Source organism: Streptomyces sp. NPDC014861 (assembly GCF_043081625.1).
In the GTDB taxonomy this organism is placed as follows: Bacteria; Actinomycetota; Actinomycetes; order Streptomycetales; family Streptomycetaceae; genus Streptomyces.
This window is the reverse complement of sequence record NZ_JBIBWV010000006.1, coordinates 106,184-129,076: the sequence shown is the minus strand read 5'-3', so window position 1 is coordinate 129,076 and position 22,893 is coordinate 106,184. Positions and strand designations below refer to the sequence as shown.

Sequence of the window (22,893 nt, the reverse complement as noted above, 5' to 3'; positions counted from 1 at the left end):
TGTTGCGCTCGCAACACGTAAGTACCCGCCCATGACTTGAGGAGGACTTCATGACCAGCGGTTTTGGCCTCGTCGTTCGGTTCAACCTGCGCGACGCTGAGGCAGCCGAGGCCTTCGATGCTCTTGTCGAGGAAACGTTGAAGGGCATTCAGGCCAACGAGCCAGGCACCCTCTCGTATGTCGTGCACACCGTGACCGACAAGCCCAACACTCGACTGTTCTACGAGCTGTACGCCGACCGCGAGGCGTTCGAGCAGCACGAGCAGCAGCCGCACACCCGCCACTTCCTGGCGGAGCGGGAGAAGTACGTAGCGGACTTCGACGTCACCTTCGTGCAGAGCCAGGGCGTAGCCGGGGCGTGGAAGTGACCCCAGAAGAACGCCGTGTCTTCGGCGCGCGGGTCGCAGACCTTCGCGAGCAGCGCGGCCTCACGCAGAAGCAGTTGGCCGCCGAGATCGGTCGCACTGCAAGTTGGCTGTCCCAGGTAGAACGAGGCATCCAGCCGGTCAACCGCCTTGACGTGCTGCGGCTACTCGCGGACGGCCTAGGAGTCTCCGTACAGGAGCTGCGGGCAGACGCGCCGACTCAGGCTCCGGTGGAAGAGCCGGCCATTGAGCTCCCCAATGACCTCGACCAAGCGCGATTGGTCATCTCGGGCCACCCCGTCCCGGAGGTCGTTCTCGATCCGGCTGGCCCTGGCCCCGCCAATATGGAGGAGCTGCAACGCTCGGTGGACCGGGTGTGGGAACTGACCCACGCCAATGAGTTCGCAGAGCTGAGTTCCACCCTGGGGCCGCTGGTGCCCCGGATCGAGCGCGCGGCGAGGACGGCACCGTCAGAGGAGCGGGGAAGGCTGTGGGGTCTGCTCAGCCGCACCTACCAGGCTCTCGCCGCCGCCTTCGTGCGACAGGACGAGGCGGACGCCGCATGGGTGGCAGCAGACCGCGCCATCCGCGCGGCGGAGGAGTCGGGCAGCACCCTGGAGGTGTTCGCCAGCGTCTTTCGACTGTCCCAGGCCTTCGTACGGCTCAAGCATCTTGATCAAGCCGAGCACTCCGCGACCACGGCCCTGAACGCGCTGGAACGGCACTACCGGGAAACTGCGGACGAACCCGAGGCATTGTCGGTCATCGGAGCCCTGCACCTGGCACTGGCCCTCATCCATGCACGGGCGGGCGATCGTACCCGAGCGCGGCAGGAGATGAAGCGAGCCCGCGAGGTCGCGGCACGACTTGGCGAGGACCGCAACGACTTCAACCTGGAGTTCGGACCGACCAACGTGGAGATCCAGGCCGTCTCGATCGCGGTCGAGCTGGGAGACGCCGGCGAAGCCATCGAGGTCGGCACCGAGTTGGACACGTCCTCGCTATCGCTGGAGCGTCGAGCACGCCTGAAGATGGACCTCGGTCGGGCCTACGCGCAACGACGCCAAGTAGGCGAAGCACTGGAAGCACTGTTGGACGCGGAGGACCTGTCCCCGGACTTGATCCACACGCACGTCGCCGCCAGGGAAACGATCCGGGACCTCCTTCTCTTCGCCGGACGTACGACGCCCCCGGAGCTGAAGGAGCTTGCCGACCGGGCAGATGCGCGGCCTTGAGCTGTTACAAGTTTCTCTACCTCATCAAGGCACCCGCCGCGCACGGCGCGGCGCGCGCGGCCCGTCGCCCGGGCCTGCGCTCCTGTCTGCGCCCCGCTCCAGCCCGGCCGCCGGCCGCACGCCTGACAGCTTGGGTTGATGGGTGACGAAACCACGATGTGGCCGAGGCGGTACGCGAGCGCGGCTCAAGACAATGCCTCCGGCGGGGGCGCTCAGGCTCCGGGATGGAGGGGGCCGGTCTGCGGGTGCCGGCCGTGGGTGTGGCGGTGGGGGCTCCCATCCCGTCTGCCGTCGACCCAGGCAGAGCCGAGCAGACACGGCACCGGGCGTCCAGGTCGTTCGTCCAGTTGGGCGCTCCACCTGGACGCCCGGCACCGCGCCTGCTCCACGGTGTGTGGGTCGACGGCAGACGGGATGGGAGTTGGGGCGGTACATGCTGAGCGCGCGTGACGGAGGCTTAGCGGAGCACGGGCGTGAATCCACCCCGCCTAGGAATGGATCGATACACCGCGAACGGGATCAAGGAAAATCCCGGGTACTGAGGAAGGTCGATAAAGCCAATCCTGCCGAGACTACGCATCTGCGAGTTCATTACCTCTGCGAAAAGGCCACGACTCATCACGCCATCATCGTTCATGAAGTTCTGATCGGGTAGCTCCTTTTCCTCCGTCCCGTAACTTCCGATGCTTCCCATGATCGTAAATTCTTGCGGCTCTGCACCGTAGCGAGCAAGCAGAATATCGGCCTCGCTGTCTAGGTACTGCCGACCCTCTTGGAGGCGTGCGCTAATCAGTACGTCTTTTGCTGGAGTCAGGTTAATGTGCAGCCCGGGAGTGAACACTCCTCTGGAAATCTGAACGAAGGATCGCAGGGTGGTTCTGTCGACCCCATTGATAGAGGGAAATTCGGGAATCAGATCCTCAAGTTCGGCCGACGCTCCATTGGGTGCACTCTTTGGCGCGCGAGGCTGGTTGCCTGACCTGCCCTTCGCCTGCCCCTGCTTCCCTCTTGCACCAGAAGGGGCGGAGGGCGCGTCGCCGGGAGAAAAGCCCAAACCCGCCAGCCCGGCATTCACGGAGGCGAAAGCAGAGAAGGCGGAGGCGACGTATCGCGCGTCGAAAAGCGACCCTACTGCCGAAACCCTGACCAGCGAACCGGGCGGCACGGATTGCTTGATCTTACCAGAGGTCCACTTCTCCATCTCGGAAACTTCTGCCGAAATATCACTAAGGAGGCCTTCCGACTCCAGAGCGTCTTCAAGCATAGGGAACAAGGCGTCCCCCAAGGACTTGTTTGTGTACTCCTCTCCGGAAGATCCCTGGAAGTGCTGGGCGGCCACGCGAGGCCCGACAGTAGTTCTTTTTTCCGTGCGTTGAGTCAGACGGGATTCTTCCGCAACTCCGCCGTCGAGCTGGGCAAGCATTGCGCGCACTTTATCCGTGTCGACGTACAGGAATTCTCGGAGAATCACAGGGGCCTCCAACTCGGTGGGTGAGGCAAGGGTATGCGTCGAACCGCTCCGCGTATGCCGTTTCGGAGGGTTCGTGAGAGTCGAGACAGCAAGACGACTGGCGTCAGCCCACCCGCTGCTTTGGTCAGGCCCTGACCAGCGGATGACATCCACAGCTGGCCTCAACAGGGGTAGAGGCAGCAGGCCACAGACGGTCGCCAGCAGCAAGGGAGCCCTCAGCCGTGGATGAGTAAGGGCAGTCCGAGCGAACTCCTGAAGAGGTGCTTGCTCGCTCATGCCTAACGGCACCTTGGTTCCCATACACGGCATGTCTCGAACCCAGGGCCAGCGATGCAGGCCGACCCCATACTGAGCACAGCCAAGGGGAGGGGTGTGATGCCGATGCTGAGACGGTGGGCACAGCGACGCCACGACAGAGCGCAAGCCGAGTACTGGCAAAGCATGGAGCCGGTACTTGATCCAAAGGAACGGAAAGTCGCTACTGCGCCCGCGTTGAACCTGTGGGATGGCCCTCAGCAGGGCGTTCTCTTCCTCACAGACCGTGCCATCTACTGGGGTGCCTGGATGGGGCAGGGGAGGCAGACCAGACCTACGTTCGCCCAGGATCTCCAAGAGTGTCCGAGTGCCCGGATCGGGGAGCAAGGCACTCTGGATGTAGCAGTCAGCGGTGATCACGTTGGGTCGTTCGCATCGTTTGCGCCGGCCCCCGGTGCTCAGTGGAGCTTCGCCGAGTTCTGTAAGAGCTTCGGCCAGGTCATGGAGAGTAGGGGAGCACCGCCACAGGCTGAAGAGACGCCCTCTGGGGACTCGGCAGCGTAAGTAGTGTGGCTGGTGCGGGCCGAAGAGGCCCCGTGCCACATCCGTGCCAGATCGTGCGGGGACTCACGGGGAACCAGGGGTGTCTGCGGAGCCTGCGTGGTGGACCAGTCAGCTCAACAACCGTGCAGGTCAGGCCCGGGGCCACCCTCCCGCTCTCCTAAAGCGGGTGTCGCAGGTTCGAATCCTGCCGGGGGCACCAGCGCGAAGACCCCCTACCGATCTCGGTAGGGGGTCTTCGCCATCCTCGGCTGACATCGGCGGCGGCGGTCGGGGACGGCCGCCCTCCGGGCCAGGGCGCCAAGGGAGCGCCGCCGGGCAGGTGTACGACAGCGCCCACTTCCACTGCCGCCGCCTGCGAGCATCACGCCCCGAATCGTTTCGCTGCCGACAGCAACAGACTTCGCAAACCGCGCACTTTATTTCCTTGATCCTCATAAACTCCTCACCCGATGTCACACCAGGGGAGGGCGTAGTGGCCGATCTTCAGGAGACCGCCGAGGCGTGTGAGGACGAGGGCGGACTGATGCAGGAGAGCTTGGGGCACCTTCGGGCCACGCTGGGGTTCGACAGGCTCGGGAAGCACGTTCTGGGCTCCATAGCTCGCAAGCTCGAGGCTTCCGGTCTCGGGTATTTCCCGCTCGCCGTCCTCGATCCTCAGTGCAACACAGAACCGCGCAAGGAACAGCAGGTGTGGCTGTACACCCGTGACGGCAGCGAGCGTGCCCGTGTCCTGGACGCCGTGCTGCGCCCCGACTTCCACAACGTCCGCGGCGCCCTGGACGGGCTGGTGGGTGGCGACTACTCGGTGCTGACCGCGGAGGAGAAGCTTCGCGAGGTTCAGAAGATCATCAACGCCTGAAGCCACGAGGGCACCCGCCGGTTCGGTGGGTGCCCTTTTGTGTGGGTGGGGTCAGTTGTCGGGGGTGAAGGTGTCGGGGACCGGGAGGGTGGACCAGTGGGGGACGGGCCAGGCCACGACGATGGCTCGGCCCACCACGTCGGTGAGGGGGACCATGCCGCCTCGGCCGTCGTTCTGGTGGTAGCGGGAGTCCTGGGAGTGCTGGCGGTGGTCGCCCATGACCCAGAGGTGGCCGGCGGGGACGGTGACCTTGAACTGGCCTCCCGCGTCGTTGCTGCACGGGGTGTTGCCCTCGAAGACGTACGGCTCGTCGAGCGGGCGGCCGTTGAGCTTGAGCGGGCCCGTGCCCTGGCATTCGACGGTGTCGCCCGCGACGCCGATCACGCGCTTGATCAGGTGCTGCTCGCCGGCCGCGGGCATCAGGCCGACGAAGCCGAGGACCTTCTGGGTGGTGGTGGGGGGCTTCATCTCCAGGCCGGCCAGCCAGTCCGCGGGGTCGCGGAAGACGACCACCTCGCCCCGTTCGGACTCCGAGCCGAACCAGGGGGTGAGCTTGTCGACCAGGACCCGGTCGTCCTCCTGCAGGGTGTTCTGCATGGAGCCCGAGGGGATCAGGAACGCCTGCACCAGGAAGGTCTTGATCAGGAAGGCCAGGACCAGCGCGACCGCGGCCAGGAGCGGGTACTCCACCCACGGGGAGATGCGGCGGCGCCTCGGAGGGCGGGCGGGCGCCGGGGCCTCGCCCGCGGGTTCGGGCCTCTGCTCCGTCGCCACGTCTCCCGCGTCCGTCACGTCCGCCGTCCCCGATTCAGTTGGTTCCTGCCGCATGGGTCGACCCTAGGCCCCCGGGCCGTGCCTCCGCAGTCCCGAGGCCGGTTCACCCTCCTTATGAGTGACCGTCAGGGCCCGCGGGCGCGTCAGCGGAGTTCCTGCGGGCAGGCCGTGCCGCGCGGGAAGAGCTTGTAGGGGGCCGCCAGGCGGTACGTACCCGCCTCGGGGGCGATCAGCTCCGTCCACTCGTCGCCCTCCTCGTCCGGCTCCGCCTTCACCAGGCAGCCGTTCTCGTTGGCGAAGACCTTCGGGAGCTCCGTCTCGGACTCCTCCCGCGCCAGCTTCGACTCCTCCGTCTCCTGCGGGGGCTCCACCTTGCCGCCGTTCTCGTCCATCAGCGCCAGCCACGGCGAGTACGGGACGCGGATCTTGACCCGGGCCGGGCGGTCGAGGTGGAGGACGACCTCGTTCTCCGCGGCCCGCTCGACCACCGCCGGGGCGTCGGCGAGCGGGGTGGCGTCGGCGACCTCGTACAGCCGCCAGTTCGCGTCGGCCCACACCTGGTTCAGGTACGGCAGGCCCTCGGCGACGAGCTCCGCCTCCTGCTCGGCGCCCGAGTCGGGGGCGCCGGTCGGGAGGACGACGTACCGGACCGACCAGCGGTGCAGCCACTCGCGGTAGTTCACGGCGTTGAGGGTGTCGTCGTAGAAGAGCGGGTTGCGCTCCATGTCCGCCTGCCGGTTCCAGCCGCGCGCCAGGTTGATGTACGGGCTGAGCGCGGAGGACTCGCGGTGGCTGGAGGCCGGGACGACCTCGACCCGCGCCTTCCGCGCCTCCCGCACCTGGAGCTGGTTGATCAGCGGCGCCACCTCGAAGGCCCAGGACGCGTCGGGGCGGGTGCGGATCACGTCGTCGACGCCCTTGAAGCCGATCCAGAAGTTCAGCCCGAGGAAGGCGACGACCAGCGCGTACCAGCGGCGCGAGCGCGGGCGGGTGTACGGCAGGGCGGCGAGCAGCGCCACGCCCGCGAAGAGCATCGGGAGCCGCGAGATGTTCGAGCCGATCTGCGAGTCGATCAGCCAGGTCAGGAAGGTGCCGACGGTGTAGCAGGCGGCGGCGGTGCGGACCGTCCGCCAGTCCCTCGGTACGAGGAGAAGGACGAGCAGTCCGAAGAGCAGCGGCAGCGCCGTCGAGCCGAAGGCCATCGGCTGCGTGCCGGAGAAGGGGAAGAGCCAGGAGGAGAGCGCGACGACCACGACCGGGGCGAGGCCGATCGCGTACGCGCCAGGGCGCCGCTTGTTGAGGAAGAGCGCCGCCGCGACCACCCCGAGGAACAGGCCGGCGACCGGGCTGCACGCCGTCGCGAGCCCGGCGAGCGGCGCCGCCACGACGGCCTTCGCCCACCGCTTGCGGCGCCAGCGGTGCGGCCAGCAGAAGACGGCCGCGACCGCGCCCACCGCGAACATCATGCCGAGCCCGAAGGTGACCCGGCCCGACAGCGCGTTGCAGAGGAAGGCGAAGACGCCCGCGAGGGAGCACGCCATGGGGTTGCGGACCGCCGGCACCCGCACGAGGATCAGCGCGGTCAGGGCGGCGGAGAGCGTCCCCGCGATCATCATCGTCGTGCGCACGCCGAGCAGCGACATCACGTACGGCGAGACCACGCTGTACGAGACCGGGTGCATGCCCCCGTACCAGGCCAGGTTGTACGCGGAGTCCGGGTGCCGTCCGACGAACTCGGCCCAGGCGTCCTGGGCCGCGAGGTCGCCGCCGCTGTTCGCGAAGTAGAAGAACCACAGGATGTGGAGGAGCGCGGCGACGCCCGTCGCCACCATCACGGGGTAGCGGCGCTTACGGCGTCGCGGTGGAGGTGGGGACGGGGGTGCGGACGTGAGTGCGGTGGCCGGCGTGGGTGCGGATGCGGACGTGGGTGTGGGTGCGGGTGTGCTTGACGGCGAGGTCCGGGCCGGGGTCTGGGCCTGGGCCGGGGCCTGAGTCGGGGGCGGGGTGCGCTCGGCGGCGGAGCGCTGGTTCGGGAGCACTATTCGCGAAAGTGAACCGGGAGTGAGTGGCTCGGTGGGGGGTTCGGCGGCGGGTTCCGCGGGTTGTCCTGCGAGTGGTCCCGCGGGCGGTCCGGTGGGGGAATTGTGCTCGGAAAGGGGCGCGTCGGCCGGGTTGCGGCCCGCGCGTGTCGGCTCGGCGGTGGTCACTGCGGCCCTTTCCCGTGCTGCTTCCCTCTGCCCGTCTCGCGCCCGCGGCTCCGCGTGTCGCGTCTCGTCCCCCGAAGACGCTAACAGCAGCGCGCCCCGGACGTCCGGGGCGCCCACGGATCGGTGCACCCGCCGACGCACCCGTCGATCGGCGGGCGACCGGGCGACCGGGCCGTTGCGCTTGGCATGTGCCTGGCGGTCTTGGCGTGCGTCTGACGGTCTTGGCGTGCGTCTGACGGTCTCGGCGTGCGCCTGGCGGTCTTGGCGTGCGTCTGACGGTCGGGAGCGGCGGCCGGCTCTCGGTCCGTCGCTCCGGCCGGGGGCCTGTCGCCCCGGTCAGGGTGGTCCTGACCGGGGCGGGCAGCCGCGTCAGCTCACCCGCGTGAGCTTCTTGTCGAAGCCGGGCTCCACCAGGTCGGAGCCGAGCGCCACGGGGGCGCTGACCTTGCCGGTGCCCTCGCCGATCGAGACCGTGCCGATGACGTCCCCGGCCTTGCCGGAGTGCGGGACGGCCTTGCCGCCGTCGGTCAGCGCCAGCTTGACCTTGAGGCCCGGCCAGCCGACCGCCTTGATCTCCTTCGTCGCCACGACCGGAGTCCGGCCGCCCAGGCCGTCGTCGACGTGGCCGACGACCTGGCCCTTCTTCACCACGACGGCCGAGGTCACGCCCTCCTGCGCCTTCTTGATCAGCTCGTAGCTGTAGTCCAGCGACAGCTCCAGCTTCTGGCCGAGCCGCTCGGCGTTCTGCGCGCCCATCACGATGCCGAGGATGCGACGGTTCTTGCCGTCGACGATCGTGTTGGCGGACCAGAGCAGGTTGCCGCCGGCGGGGGTGGAGGAGCCGGTCTTGATGCCGCTCACACCCGACTTGAGCAGGAGCCGGCTGTTGTTGTTCTCGATGTAGCCGACGCCCTCGATGGTCGCGTTCGGCATGTCCACGATCTCGCGGAACACCTCGAACTGCATGACCGCCTTCGCCAGCTTCAGCTGGTCCTTCGGGGTCGAGACGGTCGAGTCGAGCAGGCCGGACGGGTCGGTGTAGCGGGTCTGGGTCATGCCCAGGTCCTTGGCGGCCGCGTTCATCTTGTCGACGAACGCCTGCTCCGAACCCGCGTCCCAGCGCGCGAGGAGCCGGGCCACGTTGTTGGCCGACGGGATCATCAGGAGCTGGAGCAGCTCCTTCTCCGTGTAGACCTGGTTCTCCTTGACGGCCGCCGTCGACTCGTGGGCCGCCTTCGCCTGGTCGGCGGCCTTCTTGTCGATGGTGATCTCGGGACCCCCCTGCTTCCCCTTGATCGGGTGGTCGCGGAGGATCACGTACGCGGTCATCGTCTTCGTCACGGAGGCGATCGGGGCCGGCTTCTGCGCCCCGTACGTACCCATGGAACCGACGCCCTCGACCTCCACCGCGCCCTGGCCCTCGCCGGGCCACGGCATCTGGAGCGCGCCGCCGTCGAAGGTGTACGTCGGTGAGCCGGAGAGCTGCAGCGCGGGTGCCGGAAGCGGCCGGACCATCTGCACGATCGCAAAGACGATCAGGAGGAGCAGGACCAGCGGGGTCCAGATCCGGATCCGGCGCATGGTCGTGCGCATGGCGTTCGGCGGCGGGGGCGGGGTGTTCGTCAGCTCGGCCAGCAGGTCGAGCGGGGGCAGCGGCGGAAGCGGCTGCTGCCGCGTCCGCTCCGGCTCCCCGAGCGAGGGGAGGGGCGCGGGCGTGGGGGCGGTGACGGGGCCCTCCGCCTTCGCCGAGGCCGGAGCGGTCGGGGTGGTCGAGGTGGTCGGGGTGGCCCGGGTGCCCGGCTTGGCCTGGGTGCCCGGCTTCGCCTGCGTGGCCGACTTGGACTGGCTGCCCGGCTCGGTCTGCGCGGCAGGCGTGCCCTGAGCGGCCGGCCTGGTGGCGGCCGGCGCCCGGTCGGCCTTGGACGCGTCGGCGCCGGTCGGCTTGCGGTCGGCCGGGATGTCCGGGCGCAGCGGTACGAAGGTGCTCGTCCGCTCGCTGTCGGAGTCGGGGCCTTCGAGGCGGGCCGGGGCGGCCGGGTCGACCGGCAGCTTGAGCGCGGTCGTCGGCTGGTCCACGGCGGGCGCGGCCGGCGGGCGGACGGCCCGGAACATGGTGGTGGGCTGGTCGACCGGCTCCTCGGCCGCCCTGGGCTTCGGCGTGGCGGCCTTCGGCTCGGATGCCGGGGCGGAATCGGACGCCGGGGCGGGGGTGGACGCCGGGGCGGGGGTGGACGCCGGGGCGGGGGTGGACGCCGGGGCGGGGGTGGACGCGGGCCGGGGGGTGTCGGTCTCGGGCTTCGAGGGGCCCGTCTCCGGCTCCGCCGCCTTCTTGGCGGCGAACCAGGACGGCTCCTGCGCCTTCGGGGCCTCCACGGGCGCCGCAGGGGCCGCCGAGGGCTCGTCGGCGGGCTCGGTGGCCGCCACGGGCTTCTCGGCCGCCTCGCGGGCCCCAGTCGTCTCGCGTGCCTCAGCCGCCTCGTGCGCCGCGACAGCCTCGCGCGTCTCGCGCGTCCCGGATGCCCCAGAAGCCTCAGCGCCCTCGTCACCGGAGGCGTCGGAGGCCTCGGAGGAGTCAGACGCGTCCCCGGAGGCGTCCCCGGCGTCGGTCCTGCCGTAGGCCCTGCCGTCGGCCTCGGCCTCAGCCCCGGCCTCGTCCGCCGCCGACGTCGCGACCCACGCCGCCACGGCCTGCTTCAGACGGTCGCCCTCCGGCTCGGACGCGGAGTCGCCCGACTCCTCCTCCGGCCCCCCGGCCGAACGTTCCTCCCCGGCCGGCTTCCCGGACGTCCCGACGGACTTCCCCGCGGACGACCCCGCGGGCTTCTCCGCGTCGTCCTCGGGGGTGCGCGGCGCCAGGGTCTTGAAGACCGCCGTCGGCTGGTCCACCCGATCCGGCGCGGACACCGCGGACGCCGGGGAGTCGGGGGACGCAACCGACGGCGTCGCCGCTGTCGTCTTCCCCTCCGACGACCCCTGCTGCTCCGCCCTGTCGGGGGACTCGCCCGCCACCGTGCCTCCTCCATGCGTCATACGTACGTCCGAACCGTCTACCAGTGTCCTGTGTGAACCCCTTGGCTCCCGTGCTAGACGAGAACGACATACCTACTGGTTCCCGGACGAACCACCCAGGCACTCTCGACAGATGAATGTGAGAGGGGTCACCCTGTCATTCATCCACGCGGGGAGGCATGGATGGGCAGGAGCCGCAGAACCATTCCGGAGGAGCTTCTGCTGCTCGCTCTGGACCCGGCCACGGGTACCACAGCGCAGCCGCAGTCGCTCGATCTGGGCCTTGCCGGAGCACAGCTAGTGGAGCTGGCTCTGGCAGGACGGATAGCCCCTGACGGGGATCGTATCGCCGTGGTGATGCCACGGCCGACCGGAGATCCGACTCTGGACTCCGCACTGGAACTGCTGCGCAGGCGCGGCAGTCCGGTCCGGGCCGTCCACTGGATAGGCGGACCCCGACTGGGGCTTCGCCAGACATATCTCTCGCATCTGGAGCGATGCGGCATGGTGCATGCCGTGGAGGGCCAGATGTGCGGGGTGCTGCCGACGACTCGCTACCAGGCGACGGAGACGGCGATCAGCCGGGAGATCAGGGCCCGGCTGGACAGTGCGATCCGCACCGGCGTACCGCCGGACCCGCGGACCGCGGCGCTCGCCGCGCTGGCCCACGCGGTCGGTCTCGGCAAGCACCTGTACCCCGGCAACGAAGGTCGGTCGTCGCGGTCCCGGCTGCGCGACCTGATCCGGCACGACCCGATGGGCGGCCTCGTGGCGCACGCCGTGATGGACGTCCAGAACGGCGCGGCGGCACAGCCGCGCCGAAGCGGTCCGGGCGGTCCGGGCGTTCCCGCCCAGCCGCGCGGCAACATGGCCCGCGCCGCCGCCCACTGAGGCGGACGCGCGGAACCGTACGACCGCGTCACGCAACACCCGCAGCACGCACGACCCGTACCGCCGCACCACGGGCACCCACGTACCGATCCGGGAGCCGCACGTGGGTGTGCGGGGCGCCACCGCGCGTCCCGCACACCCACGGCACACCCCGAACGCCCAGAACACCCCGGACGTCCACGACACCCCGGACCCCGAAGACCCTGATCACCCCTGATCACCCTGATCACCCCTCAGGGTCCCCCCGGGGATCCCGGGCGGCGCGGCCCCGGGCATGGGCGGCACAAGCGCACCACATTCGCGCGCCCGCACGAGCGTTGTCGGGTTTTCCCAGCGCACGCCACACCTTTGGTGGCAGTCTGCCAAGCAGTAGATACTCACAGCTACGCATCGCAGACAGCAGCCGGAGGTGCAGTTTCCGTGGCGTCCAGTGTCAACCCCACCGTCAGGCGACGCCGATTGGGCCAGGAGCTGCGCAAGCTCCGCGAGGGCAAGGGCATGACGGCCGAGCAGGTCGCCGAGCGCCTCCTCGTCTCCCAGTCCAAGATCAGCCGCCTCGAGAACGGCCGCCGCTCCATCAGCCAGCGCGATGTGCGCGACCTGTGCGGGGTGTACGAGGTCGAGGACGAGGCCATGGTCAACTCCCTCATGCAGATGGCCAAGGACTCCCGGCAGCAGGGCTGGTGGCACGCCTTCGGGGACATCCCGTACAGCGTCTACATCGGGCTGGAGACCGACGCGCAGAGCCTGCGCGTCTACGAGCCGCAGATCATCCCCGGCCTGCTCCAGACCCGCGCGTACGCCACCGCCGTCATCTCCGGCGCGCTCCCCGAGTCGACGCCGGCCGACATCGAGAAGCGCGCCACCGTCCGCACCCGCCGCCAGGACCGGATCCGCGACGACGAGCGCCCGCTGCGCCTGTGGGCGGTCATCGACGAGGCCGCGCTGCGCCGGGTCGTCGGCAACCGGCAGGTGATGATCGAGCAGTTGGAGCACCTGGTCGAGCAGTCGCACCTGCCGCACGTCACCGTGCAGGTGCTGCCCTTCGACACGGGCGCGCACCCGGGCATCAGCGGCCAGTACTCGATCCTGGAGTTCCCCGACGCCTCCGACTCCAGCGTCGTCTACATCGAGGGCGTGACGAGCGACCTGTACCTGGAGAAGGGGCCGGACGTGTCGAAGTACAGCTTCATGTACGAGCACCTGCGGGCGCAGGCGCTGGGCGTGGAGCAGACGCGGGAGTTCGTGGCCGACATCGCGAAGACGTACACCCGGGGCTGACGGCCCCGGCACCCGGGGCGGACGGACGGGCCAGGCCGTTCCGGCGGGCCGCTCGGGCTGGTCAGGCCAGCCGCTCCGGCCGGCCAGGGACCGGTCGGGCGGGTCGGGCCGGACAGGTCTGAACCACTGGGGGCGGATACCGTACACCCCCGACTCAGCCTGACGGAAGCTCAGTTGGAATATGCCACCCGGTCGTGTGAACGCCGGTCCCGTCGCTCGGGACCGGCGAGTAGCGTCGATCAGGCCGGTGGAGATCACGCCGGCACCGACTCTCACGCCCCAGCGGGCAGAACCGGAGCTGACCACATCATGGCCATCATCCAGGGTGCCAACGACAACTGGACCAAGTCCTCCTACTCCGGCGGCAACGGCGCGTGCGTCGAGGTGAAGTCCCCGGTCCTCGCCGCCATCGCGGTCCGCGACTCCAAGGCTCCCGAGGGTCCGTCGCTCTCTTTCGGACCGGGCTCGTGGAACGCCTTCGTCGGCCAGGTGAGCAACGAGGCCCTCTGAGCCTCGCAGCCCCGCACGAACCACGCGTAGCGCCGCCCTCTCGTCCGGTCCGCCGTCCTGGCCGAGAGGGCTCGCTCATGTCCGGGACCGGGACGCGGACCCAGGCGCGAACCCGCACCACGGCCCGGACGCGAACCCGCACCACGGCCCGGGACCGACCCGGAGTCGACCCGGGGCCGAGGCCGCGGCGGGTCCGTCACCTCAGCCGGTCCACGTACAGGTCCGTCCCCGGGACCGTGGGGACGAACGGCGCCACCAGCTCCACCCGCCCCGCGTCGCCCGCGAGACCGCCGAGCCCGCCGAGGTCGCCGAGGTCCGCGAAGTGTCCGGCCCAGCAGTCGCGCGGGTCCCGCTCCAGGAACCAGAGCAGGGTGAGCCGGGTGTCGATGCCCTCCACCTGCTTCACGTACGTCATGCGGTCGCCGGGCAGCGGCGTCGGACGGAAGACGGTCACCATCGCCGCCGGGGAGCCGGCGAGCCGGCGCGGGAGCTCACGGGCGGCGAGGCGCTCCAGGAGGGCGGCGCGCTCGGCCGGGCCGGCGCAGTCCACGACCTGGAGGATCAGGCCCGCGTAGGGGTGGTCCAGCGCGTGGAAGTCGCGCGGGCCGGCCGCGCCGTCCCGGTACACGGTCGTCTCGTGGTCCTGGAACGACGTGAAGACGTGGGTGCGGTCGTGGTAGACGCGGGCGTCGCGGTTGAGCCGCTTGTTGATGGCGACGGTCCACTTCATGTGCTCGTCGTAGCGGCCGTCGGTGATCCAGTACGTGGAGAGGTAGCAGCCGGCGGTCACCGGCTGCGCGACGGCGGACTTCTCGGGCGTCCGCAGCTCCTGGAGGTCACGGGTGGCGACCCAGCGGCGGCCCGCGAACATCCAGGGCATCGCCATCGCACCGGCGTAGTAGTGGTCGTCCTCGTACCAGCGGTTGTACGCGTACTCGTGGCCCGGATGCGGCTCCACCATCGTGATCAGGGCGTGGCCGGGGCGGATCCCGTACGGGCCGGTGGCGGCCAACTCCCCGTACGCGTCGGCCGGTCGTTCACTGCTCATCGCCGTCTCCCTTCCCAGTGCGGCTCGGGGCACCTACTCTGACGGACCGTCAGATATGTGGCCAGAGGCGGGAGGCACTCGGATGCTGCTCCAGGGGAAGACGGTCGTCGTGTCGGGCGTCGGGACCGGACTCGGTCACCGGGTCGCGGAGGCGGTGGTACGCGACGGGGGCAACGCGGTCCTCGGCGCCCGCACCGGGGCGAACCTGGTGAAGACCGCGGCGGCGATCGACCCGGGCGGGACGCGCACCGCGCACCTCGCCACCGACATCACCGACGAGGCGCGGTGCGCGGCGCTGGCCGCGCTCGCCGTCGAGCGCTTCGGTGGCATCGACGCGGTCGTGCAGGTCGCGGCCTGGGACTCGTACTTCGGCGGGCTCGCCGACGCGGACTTCGCCACCTGGCAAGGGGTCCTGGACGTCAACCTGCTCGGCACGCTGCGGATGACCCGGGCGTGCCTGCCGGCGCTGCGGGCGGGGGGCGGCGGGTCCGTCGTCTTCATCGGCACACAGTCGGCCGTCGCCGCGCCGACACAGGTGCAGCAGGCCGCGTACGCCGCGTCGAAGGGGGCTCTGACCTCAGCGATGTACTCGCTGGCGCGGGAGCTGGGGCCCGAGCGGATCCGGGTCAACACGGTGCTGCCGGGGTGGATGTGGGGGCCGCCGGTCGAGGCCTTCGTCCGCTTCACCGCCCAGGCGGAGGGGGTGGACGAGGCGGAGGTGCTCGCCCGGCTCACCTCGCGGACGGCGCTGCCGGACCTGGCGACGGACGGGGACGTCGCCGACGCGGTCGCCTTCCTCGCGTCTCCGCGGGCGCGGGCGATCACGGGGCAGTCGCTGCTGGTCAACGCGGGCGAACTGATGCGCTGACCCCTCGGGGCGGGGCGGTGGGACTGTACGAGCGCCCGCGCCCCGGTACGCAGACCCCTCGCCCCGGTACACACACCCGCGCCCCGGTACACAGACCCCTCGCCCCGGTACGCAGACCCATGCCCCGGTACACACACCCGCCCTGGTACGCAGACCCACGCCCCTCCCCCTCCCCCTCCCCTCCCCCGCGTCAGGGGGTCGGGTACCGGGCGTGCCAGGTAGGGGTGTGGAGGGTGGCGGCCTGGGTGAGTTCGAGGGCCAGGTCGTCGGAGAGTTCGAGGATCGTGCCGCGGCCTTCGAGCGCCGCCAGCCAGGACGGCGGGAGGGCCGTCTCGCCGTGCTGGGCGCCGAGGAGCGCGCCGGTGACGGCGGCGGTGACGGCGGAGGGGCCGTCGTGGTGGGCGGCGAGGCGCAGCCCGTGGCGGACGTCCTCGCCGACGAGGGCGCAGTAGAGGGCGGCGGCCAGCTGGCCCTCCGCGCGGTCCTCGTCGGCGCCGAGGGCCGTGACGCGGTCCGCGTCCGGCACGCCCTCGCGTACGGCGGCGAGCGCGCGGGTGACGGCCTCGGTGACCGGCTCGTGGCCGGGGCGGGCGGCCAGCAGGCCCAGGGCCGTACCGGCGGCGGCCTCGACGGAGGCGCCGCGGGCGACGCCGTGGACGGTGACGGCGAGCGCGCCGGCGGCGAGCGTGGCGGCCGGGGCGCCGTGTGTCTGGGCGGCGCACTCGACGGCCAGCTGGCAGACGAGCGCGGGCTCCCAGCCGACGAGCAGGCCGAAGGGGGCGGAGCGGGCGAGCGCGCCGGAGTCGCCGGCGTCCGGGTTCTTCGGCCGGTCCAGGGTGCCGAGGCGCTCGTCGCCGAGTCCGGTGAGGCAGGCGCGGGGCGGTCGCCGGCGGGCGTACAGCCACTCCTCGCGGCCCAGCCAGCCGTTGTCGTGGCGCCGCTCGTCCGGGCCCCAGTCGCGCTGGGTGGCGGCCCAGCGCAGCTGGGCGCGGTGGACCTCGGTGGGCGGGTGCCAGACGCCGCTGTCGCGGCGGACGTGGGCGCGGATGAGGCCGTCGACGGTGAAGAGGCTCATCTGGGTGGCGGCGGTGACGGGCAGGGCGCCGTCCGGGGGTTCCAGGAGGCCCGCCTCGCCGTGCGCCGTACGGATCTCGTCCAGTGTCCGCTCGTGCACGCCCGCGCCGAACGCGTCGCCGACGGCGGCGCCGAGCAGACACCCGCGCACGCGCGAGCGGAAGTCCTGCTGTTCGGTGCGGCCCCACACGGCCGCGGCAGTGGTGGTCACGACGTGCCCTCCCCCGTCCGAGGTCCCGTTCTCTCACCGGTCTCCGCAGCACTGTAATCGACCGGGTGTGTGCGTTCGGGGGTCGGAACCTTATGTGATCGGACGCCCTTCAGGCCGCTTTTGACCACAGTTCACCCGCGGTTCGCGGTTGGCCTGAACCATCCGCCGCATGACCCCCGTGACACGAGTCAAGTACTCCTCCGCGGCCCTCGCCGCCGCCCTCCTCCTGGGCCTCGGCACCCCCGCCGCCGCCGCGCACGCCCCCGGGCGCGACGCCCACCGGGTGCCCTTCACCGCCGCGACCGTCACCGACCACGCCGACGGCACCTCCACCGTCACCTGGACCGCGCCCGGCACCCGTACCGTCACCATCCGCTCCGAGGGCCGCACCGTCGCCCGCGGCGGCGCGACCGGCACGGTCACCGTCCCGACCCGGGCGGCGGCCGACCGGCACTGGTTCGACCTGGTGCCCGACCGCGGCACGCCGCTCCGCCTCGCCGACCGGCTGATCCGGCTCCAGGGCACGGCCAACCTCCGCGACGCGGGCGGCTACCGCACCCGCGACGGGCAGTGGGTCCGGATGGGCGAGGTCTACCGCTCCGACGCCCTCGACAAGCTCACCGACGCCGACCTCGCCACGCTCCGCCGTCTCGGCGTCCGTACCGTCCTCGACCTGCGCATGGAGTCCGAGCGGACCGCCGCACCGGACCGCGTCCCGGCCGGCGCGCGGCACGTCGTCGCCGACGTCCTCGCCGGCAGCGGCACCTTCACCGCGATGCCGAGGACCCCGGCGGAGGCGGAGGCGATGATGGTGGAGGGCAACCGCTTCATGGTGAGCGGGGACACGGCGAGGACCGCGTACGCCACCGTCCTCGACGAACTGTCCGACAGGGACGGCGTCCTCTTCCACTGCACCGCCGGCAAGGACCGCACCGGCTGGGCCGAGGCCGCGCTGCTCACCGCCCTCGGCGTCCCCGAGGAGACGGTCATGGCCGACTACCTCGCCAGCAACACCTACCGGGCCGCCGCCAACGAGGCCGTCCTCTCCCACCTCCCGCCGGCGCAGGCCGCCGTCTACAAGCCGCTCCTCGACGTGCGCCCGCAGTACCTCAACGCCTCCCTCGACGAGGTCGAGCGGGAGTTCGGCTCCTTCCGCGCCTACCTGCGCAAGGGCGTCGACCTCGACGCCCACGAGCTGAGGACGCTCCAGCGCCGCCTGCTCGTGGGCTGAGGCCCGCGCCGGGTGACGCCCCTCAGCCCTCGATCACCGGCAGCAGCTCCGGCAGGTGACCGTCCGAGGCGCGGGCGGCCGCCTGGCGCTCGGCCGGGACCTCGCCGTAGAGGGTGGTGCGGGGGCGGGAGGGGCGGCCGGCGGCCTCGGCGATCGCCTCCAGGTCCCGGATCGAGCGGTACGAGCCGTAACTCGACCCCGCCATGCGCGAGATGGTCTCCTCCATCAGCGTCCCGCCGAGGTCGTTCGCGCCCGAGCGCAGCATCTCCGCCGCGCCCTCCGCGCCCAGCTTCACCCAGCTGGTCTGGATGTTGGGGATGTGGGGGTGGAGCAGGAGCCGGGCCATCGCCGTCACCGCGCGGTTGTCCCGGACGGTCGGGCCCGGGCGGGCGATGCCCGCGAGGTAGACGGGCGCGTTGGTGTGGATGAAGGGGAGCGTCACGAACTCCGTGAAGCCACCGGTCCGCCGCTGGATCGAGGCCAGGGTGCGCAGGTGCCCGAGCCAGTGCCGGGGCTGGTCCACGTGCCCGTACATCATCGTCGAGGACGAGCGGATGCCCAGCTCGTGCGCGGTGGTGACCACCTCGATCCAGGTGGCGGTGGGCAGCTTGCCCTTCGTCAGCACCCAGCGGACCTCGTCGTCGAGGATCTCGGCGGCGGTGCCGGGGATCGAGTCGAGGCCCGCCTCCTTCGCCGCCGTCAGCCACTCGCGGATCGACAGGCCGGTGCGGGTGGCGCCGTTGACGACCTCCATGGGCGAGAAGGCGTGCACGTGCATGCCGGGGACGCGCTCCTTCACCGCCCGTGCGATGTCGAAGTAGGCGGTGCCGGGCAGGTCGGGGTGGATGCCGCCCTGCATGCAGACCTCGACCGCGCCGACGTCCCACGCCTGCCGGGCGCGGTCGGCGACCTGGTCGAGGGAGAGGGTGTACGCGTCGGCGTCGGTGCGGCGCTGGGCGAAGGCGCAGAAGCGGCAGCCGGTGTAGCAGACGTTGGTGAAGTTGATGTTCCGGGTGACGATGTACGTCACCTCGTCGCCGGAGACCGACTTCCGCACGTCGTCCGCGACCGCGCAGAGCGCGTCGAGCGCCGGTCCCTCGGCGTGGAGGAGGGCGAGGGCCTGCGGGTCGGTGAGCCGCTCCGGGTCGTCGGCGGCGACCCGGAGCGCCTCGCGGACGTCGGCGTCGATCCGCTCCGGGACCATGCCGGGGGCGGCGGCCTCCCGCAGCGCCTCCCAGTCGCCGTACACCTCGTCGAAGTCGGCCCGCCGGTCGCCGGTGCGGCCCTCGGTGTCGACGGCCGTGTGGAGGTCGGTGCGGCCGGTGGACGTGAACGCCTCGTCCGGCTCCTGCCACGGCAGGCCGCAGACCACCGCGTCCGGGTTCGCGAGGCCGGTCTCCGGGTCGGCGAGGGCGCGGACGTGCGGCACGATCCGCGGGTCCAGCCACGGCTCGCCCCGCAGGACGAACTCCGGGTAGACGCAGAGCCGTTCGCGCAGCTCGAAGCCGGCGGCGGCGGAGCGCTCGGCGAGCTCGTCGATCCGGGGCCAGGGCCGCTCGGGGTTGACGTGGTCGATGGTGAGCGGGGAGACCCCGCCCCAGTCGTCGACGCCGGCGGCGATCAGCCGCTCGTACTCGGCGTCCACCAGGTTCGGCGGCGCCTGGAGGCAGGCGGACGGGCCCATGATGAGGCGGGCGACGGCGACGGCCGCGACCAGGTCGTCGAGTTCGGCGTCCGGCATCGAGCGCATCGCCGTGTCCGGCTTGGCCCGGAAGTTCTGGATGATCAGTTCCTGGATGCCGTGGTACGCCCGCGCGACGCGCCGCAGCGCGAACAGCGACTCCGCCCGCTCCTCGTAGGTCTCCCCGATGCCGAGGAGCAGCCCCGAGGTGAAGGGGACGGAGGAGCGGCCCGCGTCCTCCAGGACCCGCAGCCGGACGGCCGGCTCCTTGTCCGGGGAGCCGAAGTGCGGGCCGCCGGGCTCGGACCAGAGCCGGGTGGCGGTGGTCTCCAGCATCATGCCCATGGACGGGGCCACCGGCTTCAGCCGCTGGAAGTCCGTCCAGGACAGCACGCCCGGGTTGAGGTGCGGCAGGAGCCCGGTCTCCTCCAGGATCCGCACCGACATGGCCCGTACGTAGGCGAGCGTGTCGTCGTAGCCGTGCGCGTCCAGCCACTCGCGCGCCTCGGGCCACCGGTCCTCCGGCTTGTCGCCGAGGGTGATCAGGGCTTCCTTGCAGCCGAGCGCGGCGCCCTTGCGCGCGATGTCCAGCACCTCGTCCGGCGACAGGAACATGCCGTGGCCCTCGCGCCGCAGCTTCCCCGGCACGGTCACGAAGGTGCAGTAGTGGCACTTGTCCCGGCAGAGACGGGTGAGAGGTATGAACACGCTCTTCGAGTACGTGATCACTCCCGGCCGCCCGGCGGCTTCGAGCCCGGCGTCCCGGACCCGCCCCGCGACGGCCACGAGCTCCGCCAGGTCCTCCCCGCGCGCCCGCAGCAGCACGGCCGCCTCGCCGACGTCGAGCGCGACGCCGTCCCTGGCCCGCCGCAGCGCCCGCCGCATCGCGTTCCTGGTCGGGGCCGCCCCGCTCTGCCCGTCGCCCTGCCCCTGGTCCCGGTCGCCCACCTGCTGGTCCGTCATCCCACGAGCATACGAGCGCGGCCCGCGCGCCGGAGCGGGGTCCCCGCAGCTCGTCGCGGGCCCGTCACCCCAGGTACTCCGCGTAGGCGTCCAGGACGCGCAGGACCTCGGACTCGCCGGAGGGCGGGAGCTGGAGGACGGTCTCCTCGCAGCCGAGTTCGGCGTAGTGGGCGAGCTTGCCGGGGGTGGGGAGGACGGCGTACGGGACGATCTGGAGCGCCTCGGGGTCGCGGCCGGCCTCCTCCCAGGCGGTGCGGAGCGGCGGCAGGGACTCCGAGAGGCCGGCGCCGCCGATCGGCATCCAGCCGTCCGTCTGCTCGGCGATCGCCCCGAAGAGCTTCGGTCCCGCGGCGCCGCCGAGGAGGATCCGCGGGGCGCCGCCGGCCGGCTTGGGCCACACCTCGGAGGGGCGCGCCGAGAACCCGTACCCGCCCTCGTACGCCGTCGGTTCCGGTGCCCACAGGGCCCGCATGAGCGCCAGCCGGTCGCGGACGAGCTCCCGGCGGGTGGGCCAGGCGACCCCGTGGTCGGCGGCCTCCTCGCGGTTCCAGCCGTAGCCGAGACCGAGGGTGAAGCGGCCGCCGGAGAGGTGGTCGAGGGTGGCGATCTGCTTGGCCAGCGCGATCGGGTCGTGCTGCGCGAGCAGCGTGATGCCGGTGCCGAGCGCGAGCCGTTCGGTGACGGCGGCGGCCTGGGCGAGCGCGACGAAGGGGTCCAGCGTGCGCGCGTACTCGCGCGGCAGGTCCCCGCCGGGCGGGTAGGGGGTCTCGCGGGAGACCGGGATGTGGGTGTGCTCGGGCAGGTAGAGGCCCGCGAAGCCGCGCGCCTCCAGCTCGCGGGCGAGCCGCACGGGCGAGATGGTCTCGTCGGTCAGGAAGATCGTGGTCGAGATCCGCATGACGGCACGGTAGGGGCTGCGGCCGCGGATTCCGAGGGGTACGACACCGGCGGGCGCGCGTCCGCCCCGCGCCGGGGCCACCGCCCGCTGCCGCGCCGCCGGTTCCCCGTACCCGCCGTGTCCCCGGACCTTCTCGCGGAAGCGCTGGAGGGTGAGCGGTGCGCGGTCCTCGCCGGGCAGGTCCGTGAGGTGGACCGTGCCGCGGCGGTGGCGGTACCGGCCGTGCGACCGGCTCCCGCTCCGGCGGCCGGGCCGCCGGAGTGCTTGGATGGCGCGCGTGCTGAAGCGAATCGAGTCGTACTACGACGCCGTGCCCCGCTCCTCCGCCCGCGCGGAGGACTTCGGGCCGCTGACCTTCTTCGTGCGCGAGGGGGCCGACGGCTGGCCCTTCTACGCGCGGCCCGCCCTCGGGCGCCCGGACGGGGCGTCGGTGGCGGACGTGGAGCGGGTGCGGGCGCGGCAGCGGGAGCTGGGGCTGCCGGAGGCGTTCGAGTGGGTGGCGGAGACGACGCCGGGGCTGCGGGCGGCCGTGGAGGCGAGCGGGCTCGTGGTGCACGCGCACCCGCTGATGGTCCTGGACGGCGATCCGCTCGCCGTGCCGGAGCCGGAGGGCGCGCGCGTGCGGACCCTCGCGGCGGACGATCCCCGGCTCGCGGACGCCGTCGCCGCCCCGTACGCGGCCTTCGGCGCGACCCCGGGCCCCGGTGACGCGCGGCGGGTCGCCGCCCGGATCACGGCCGGTCTGACCGCCCTCGCCGCCGCCTTCGACGCGACGAGCGGGGAGGCTCTGGCGGGCGGCCAGGCGCAGCCCGTCGGGGACGTGGCGGAGGTCGTGGGGGTCGGCACCCGGCCGGAGGCGCGCCGGCGGGGCCTGGGCCTGGCGGTGACCGCCGAGCTGGTCGCGGCGGCGCGGGCGCGCGGGGCCGGTCTCGTCTTCCTGACGGCCTCGGACGCGGGCGTGGAGCGGCTCTACGCCCGGCTCGGCTTCCGTACGGTCGCGACCGCGCTCATCGCGGAGGCACCGGCCTCCTGACCATGAACACGTCCACCTCGTCCTCGGCCTCCACGGTGAAGCCCGCCCGCTCGTAGAGCCGGCGGGCCGCGCTGCCCCGGAGGACGTCGAGGCGGACGGGGGCGCCGGCCGCGTCGGCGCGGGCGAGCAACCGGTCGAGGACGGCCGTGCCGAGGCCCCGGCCCTGGAGGTCCGGGGAGAGGTAGAAGTGCTCCAGGTGGAGGCCGTCGCCCCCGGTGTCGGGCCGGAGCGTGACGCAGCCGGCGAGCGCTCCGCGGGCGGTCTCGACGATCGAGGTGTACGTGGGCGAGAACCCGTCCCGCAGGCGCTGTCGGACCCGCTCCCCGTCGTACCGTCCGAGGCGCTCCAGGTCGGCGCGCATCACGAGGGCGCGCAGCTCGGCGAGCGGCTCGACGTCCTCGGCCCGTCCCGGCCGCAGGGACCATTCGCTCGTCACGCGCATGGCGCGATGGTACGGACCGGTTC

Annotated in this window: 18 protein-coding genes and 1 tRNA gene; 10 read left to right on the top strand and 9 right to left on the bottom strand. The window is 71.9% G+C overall.

What is annotated here, in order from left to right; genetic code table 11:
- Nucleotides 1-50 precede the first annotated feature (50 nt).
- Together ACF1BN_RS14970 and ACF1BN_RS14965 are read left to right on the top strand one after the other, a co-directional pair.
- The gene (locus tag ACF1BN_RS14970) at nt 51-368 is read left to right on the top strand and encodes a putative quinol monooxygenase (protein WP_392332038.1); all 318 of its coding nucleotides are present in this window, start codon (nt 51-53) and stop codon (nt 366-368) included.
- Nucleotides 359-1,600, top strand: coding sequence for a helix-turn-helix domain-containing protein (locus ACF1BN_RS14965; RefSeq protein WP_392332037.1), 1,242 nt, complete (start codon nt 359-361; stop codon nt 1,598-1,600). Before ACF1BN_RS14970 ends, ACF1BN_RS14965 begins: the two co-directional genes overlap by 10 nt.
- 457 nt (nt 1,601-2,057) lie before the next feature.
- Here the strand turns inward: ACF1BN_RS14965 and ACF1BN_RS14960 are convergent, their stop codons facing one another.
- A complete protein-coding gene (locus ACF1BN_RS14960; protein ID WP_392332036.1) occupies nt 2,058-3,023 on the bottom strand; it encodes a hypothetical protein in 966 nt (321 codons plus the stop codon).
- A 1,000-nt stretch (nt 3,024-4,023) separates the two neighbouring features.
- Here ACF1BN_RS14960 and ACF1BN_RS14955 point away from each other — a divergent pair.
- Both ACF1BN_RS14955 and ACF1BN_RS14950 read left to right on the top strand, forming a co-directional pair.
- Nucleotides 4,024-4,089, top strand: a tRNA-Arg gene (locus tag ACF1BN_RS14955).
- Nucleotides 4,090-4,362: 273 nt separating this feature from the next.
- On the top strand, nt 4,363-4,749 hold the full coding sequence (locus tag ACF1BN_RS14950) for a hypothetical protein (RefSeq protein WP_392332035.1): 387 nt from the start codon (nt 4,363-4,365) through the stop codon (nt 4,747-4,749).
- A 51-nt stretch (nt 4,750-4,800) separates the two neighbouring features.
- Here ACF1BN_RS14950 and lepB read toward each other — a convergent pair whose 3' ends face one another.
- From lepB to ACF1BN_RS14935, 3 genes are all read right to left on the bottom strand, one after another.
- Complete coding sequence (lepB, locus tag ACF1BN_RS14945) at nt 4,801-5,577, bottom strand: signal peptidase I (RefSeq protein WP_392332034.1); 777 nt, start codon at nt 5,575-5,577, stop codon at nt 4,801-4,803.
- Nucleotides 5,578-5,666: 89 nt separating this feature from the next.
- The gene (locus ACF1BN_RS14940; RefSeq protein ID WP_392332033.1) at nt 5,667-7,355 is read right to left on the bottom strand and encodes an MFS transporter; all 1,689 of its coding nucleotides are present in this window, start codon (nt 7,353-7,355) and stop codon (nt 5,667-5,669) included.
- 744 nt (nt 7,356-8,099) lie between these two features.
- The gene (locus ACF1BN_RS14935) at nt 8,100-10,760 is read right to left on the bottom strand and encodes a serine hydrolase (protein ID WP_392332032.1); all 2,661 of its coding nucleotides are present in this window, start codon (nt 10,758-10,760) and stop codon (nt 8,100-8,102) included.
- Nucleotides 10,761-10,922: 162 nt separating this feature from the next.
- On the opposite strand from ACF1BN_RS14935, the gene ACF1BN_RS14930 reads away from it, so the two are divergent.
- From ACF1BN_RS14930 to ACF1BN_RS14920, 3 genes are all read left to right on the top strand, one after another.
- On the top strand, nt 10,923-11,630 hold the full coding sequence (locus ACF1BN_RS14930) for a GPP34 family phosphoprotein (RefSeq protein ID WP_392332031.1): 708 nt from the start codon (nt 10,923-10,925) through the stop codon (nt 11,628-11,630).
- A gap of 420 nt (nt 11,631-12,050) precedes the next feature.
- Entirely contained in the window at nt 12,051-12,911 is an 861-nt protein-coding gene (locus ACF1BN_RS14925) for a helix-turn-helix domain-containing protein (RefSeq protein WP_392332030.1), read from the top strand.
- A 309-nt stretch (nt 12,912-13,220) separates the two neighbouring features.
- A complete protein-coding gene (locus ACF1BN_RS14920; RefSeq protein WP_392332029.1) occupies nt 13,221-13,421 on the top strand; it encodes a DUF397 domain-containing protein in 201 nt (66 codons plus the stop codon).
- Between the two features lie 196 nt (nt 13,422-13,617).
- On the opposite strand, the gene ACF1BN_RS14915 is transcribed toward ACF1BN_RS14920, so the two are convergent.
- The gene (locus ACF1BN_RS14915) at nt 13,618-14,469 is read right to left on the bottom strand and encodes a hypothetical protein (RefSeq protein ID WP_392332028.1); all 852 of its coding nucleotides are present in this window, start codon (nt 14,467-14,469) and stop codon (nt 13,618-13,620) included.
- 82 nt (nt 14,470-14,551) lie between these two features.
- Between ACF1BN_RS14915 and ACF1BN_RS14910 the strand changes: the two genes are divergently transcribed.
- Nucleotides 14,552-15,337 (top strand): SDR family oxidoreductase, encoded by a 786-nt coding sequence (locus ACF1BN_RS14910; RefSeq protein ID WP_392332027.1) that lies wholly within the window; start codon nt 14,552-14,554, stop codon nt 15,335-15,337.
- Between the two features lie 190 nt (nt 15,338-15,527).
- On the opposite strand, the gene ACF1BN_RS14905 is transcribed toward ACF1BN_RS14910, so the two are convergent.
- A complete protein-coding gene (locus ACF1BN_RS14905) occupies nt 15,528-16,622 on the bottom strand; it encodes an ADP-ribosylglycohydrolase family protein (protein ID WP_392332026.1) in 1,095 nt (364 codons plus the stop codon).
- 169 nt (nt 16,623-16,791) lie between these two features.
- Here ACF1BN_RS14905 and ACF1BN_RS14900 point away from each other — a divergent pair, with 169 nt between their 5' ends.
- Nucleotides 16,792-17,853 carry a tyrosine-protein phosphatase gene (locus ACF1BN_RS14900; RefSeq protein ID WP_392332025.1) on the top strand — a complete coding sequence of 354 codons (1,062 nt, stop codon included), beginning with the start codon at nt 16,792-16,794 and terminating at the stop codon, nt 17,851-17,853.
- 22 nt (nt 17,854-17,875) lie between these two features.
- Here the strand turns inward: ACF1BN_RS14900 and ACF1BN_RS14895 are convergent, their stop codons facing one another.
- Together ACF1BN_RS14895 and ACF1BN_RS14890 are read right to left on the bottom strand one after the other, a co-directional pair.
- A complete protein-coding gene (locus ACF1BN_RS14895) occupies nt 17,876-20,497 on the bottom strand; it encodes a bifunctional FO biosynthesis protein CofGH (protein WP_392332024.1) in 2,622 nt (873 codons plus the stop codon).
- 64 nt (nt 20,498-20,561) lie between these two features.
- Complete coding sequence (locus ACF1BN_RS14890) at nt 20,562-21,395, bottom strand: LLM class F420-dependent oxidoreductase (RefSeq protein WP_392332023.1); 834 nt, start codon at nt 21,393-21,395, stop codon at nt 20,562-20,564.
- A gap of 268 nt (nt 21,396-21,663) precedes the next feature.
- Between ACF1BN_RS14890 and ACF1BN_RS14885 the strand changes: the two genes are divergently transcribed.
- A complete protein-coding gene (locus ACF1BN_RS14885; protein WP_392332022.1) occupies nt 21,664-22,428 on the top strand; it encodes a GNAT family N-acetyltransferase in 765 nt (254 codons plus the stop codon).
- Here ACF1BN_RS14885 and ACF1BN_RS14880 read toward each other — a convergent pair.
- The gene (locus ACF1BN_RS14880) at nt 22,403-22,870 is read right to left on the bottom strand and encodes a GNAT family N-acetyltransferase (RefSeq protein ID WP_392332021.1); all 468 of its coding nucleotides are present in this window, start codon (nt 22,868-22,870) and stop codon (nt 22,403-22,405) included. The genes ACF1BN_RS14885 and ACF1BN_RS14880 overlap by 26 nt on opposite strands.
- Nucleotides 22,871-22,893 lie beyond the last annotated feature (23 nt).

Excerpts from the sequence above, each read along its gene's own strand:
- ACF1BN_RS14900 (WP_392332025.1), top strand. The coding sequence starts at position 16,792 with ATGACCCCCGTGACACGAGTCAAGTACTCCTCCGCGGCCCTCGCCGCC.
- ACF1BN_RS14920 (WP_392332029.1), top strand. The coding sequence starts at position 13,221 with ATGGCCATCATCCAGGGTGCCAACGACAACTGGACCAAGTCCTCCTAC.
- ACF1BN_RS14935 (WP_392332032.1), bottom strand. The coding sequence starts at position 10,760 with ATGACGCATGGAGGAGGCACGGTGGCGGGCGAGTCCCCCGACAGGGCG.
- ACF1BN_RS14890 (WP_392332023.1), bottom strand. The coding sequence starts at position 21,395 with ATGCGGATCTCGACCACGATCTTCCTGACCGACGAGACCATCTCGCCC.
- ACF1BN_RS14930 (WP_392332031.1), top strand. The coding sequence starts at position 10,923 with ATGGGCAGGAGCCGCAGAACCATTCCGGAGGAGCTTCTGCTGCTCGCT.
- ACF1BN_RS14885 (WP_392332022.1), top strand. The coding sequence starts at position 21,664 with ATGGCGCGCGTGCTGAAGCGAATCGAGTCGTACTACGACGCCGTGCCC.
- lepB (WP_392332034.1), bottom strand. The coding sequence starts at position 5,577 with ATGCGGCAGGAACCAACTGAATCGGGGACGGCGGACGTGACGGACGCG.
- ACF1BN_RS14940 (WP_392332033.1), bottom strand. The coding sequence starts at position 7,355 with ATGGTGGCGACGGGCGTCGCCGCGCTCCTCCACATCCTGTGGTTCTTC.
- ACF1BN_RS14970 (WP_392332038.1), top strand. The coding sequence starts at position 51 with ATGACCAGCGGTTTTGGCCTCGTCGTTCGGTTCAACCTGCGCGACGCT.
- ACF1BN_RS14895 (WP_392332024.1), bottom strand. The coding sequence starts at position 20,497 with ATGACGGACCAGCAGGTGGGCGACCGGGACCAGGGGCAGGGCGACGGG.
- ACF1BN_RS14880 (WP_392332021.1), bottom strand. The coding sequence starts at position 22,870 with ATGCGCGTGACGAGCGAATGGTCCCTGCGGCCGGGACGGGCCGAGGAC.
- ACF1BN_RS14910 (WP_392332027.1), top strand. The coding sequence starts at position 14,552 with ATGCTGCTCCAGGGGAAGACGGTCGTCGTGTCGGGCGTCGGGACCGGA.
- ACF1BN_RS14960 (WP_392332036.1), bottom strand. The coding sequence starts at position 3,023 with ATGCTTGCCCAGCTCGACGGCGGAGTTGCGGAAGAATCCCGTCTGACT.
- ACF1BN_RS14915 (WP_392332028.1), bottom strand. The coding sequence starts at position 14,469 with ATGAGCAGTGAACGACCGGCCGACGCGTACGGGGAGTTGGCCGCCACC.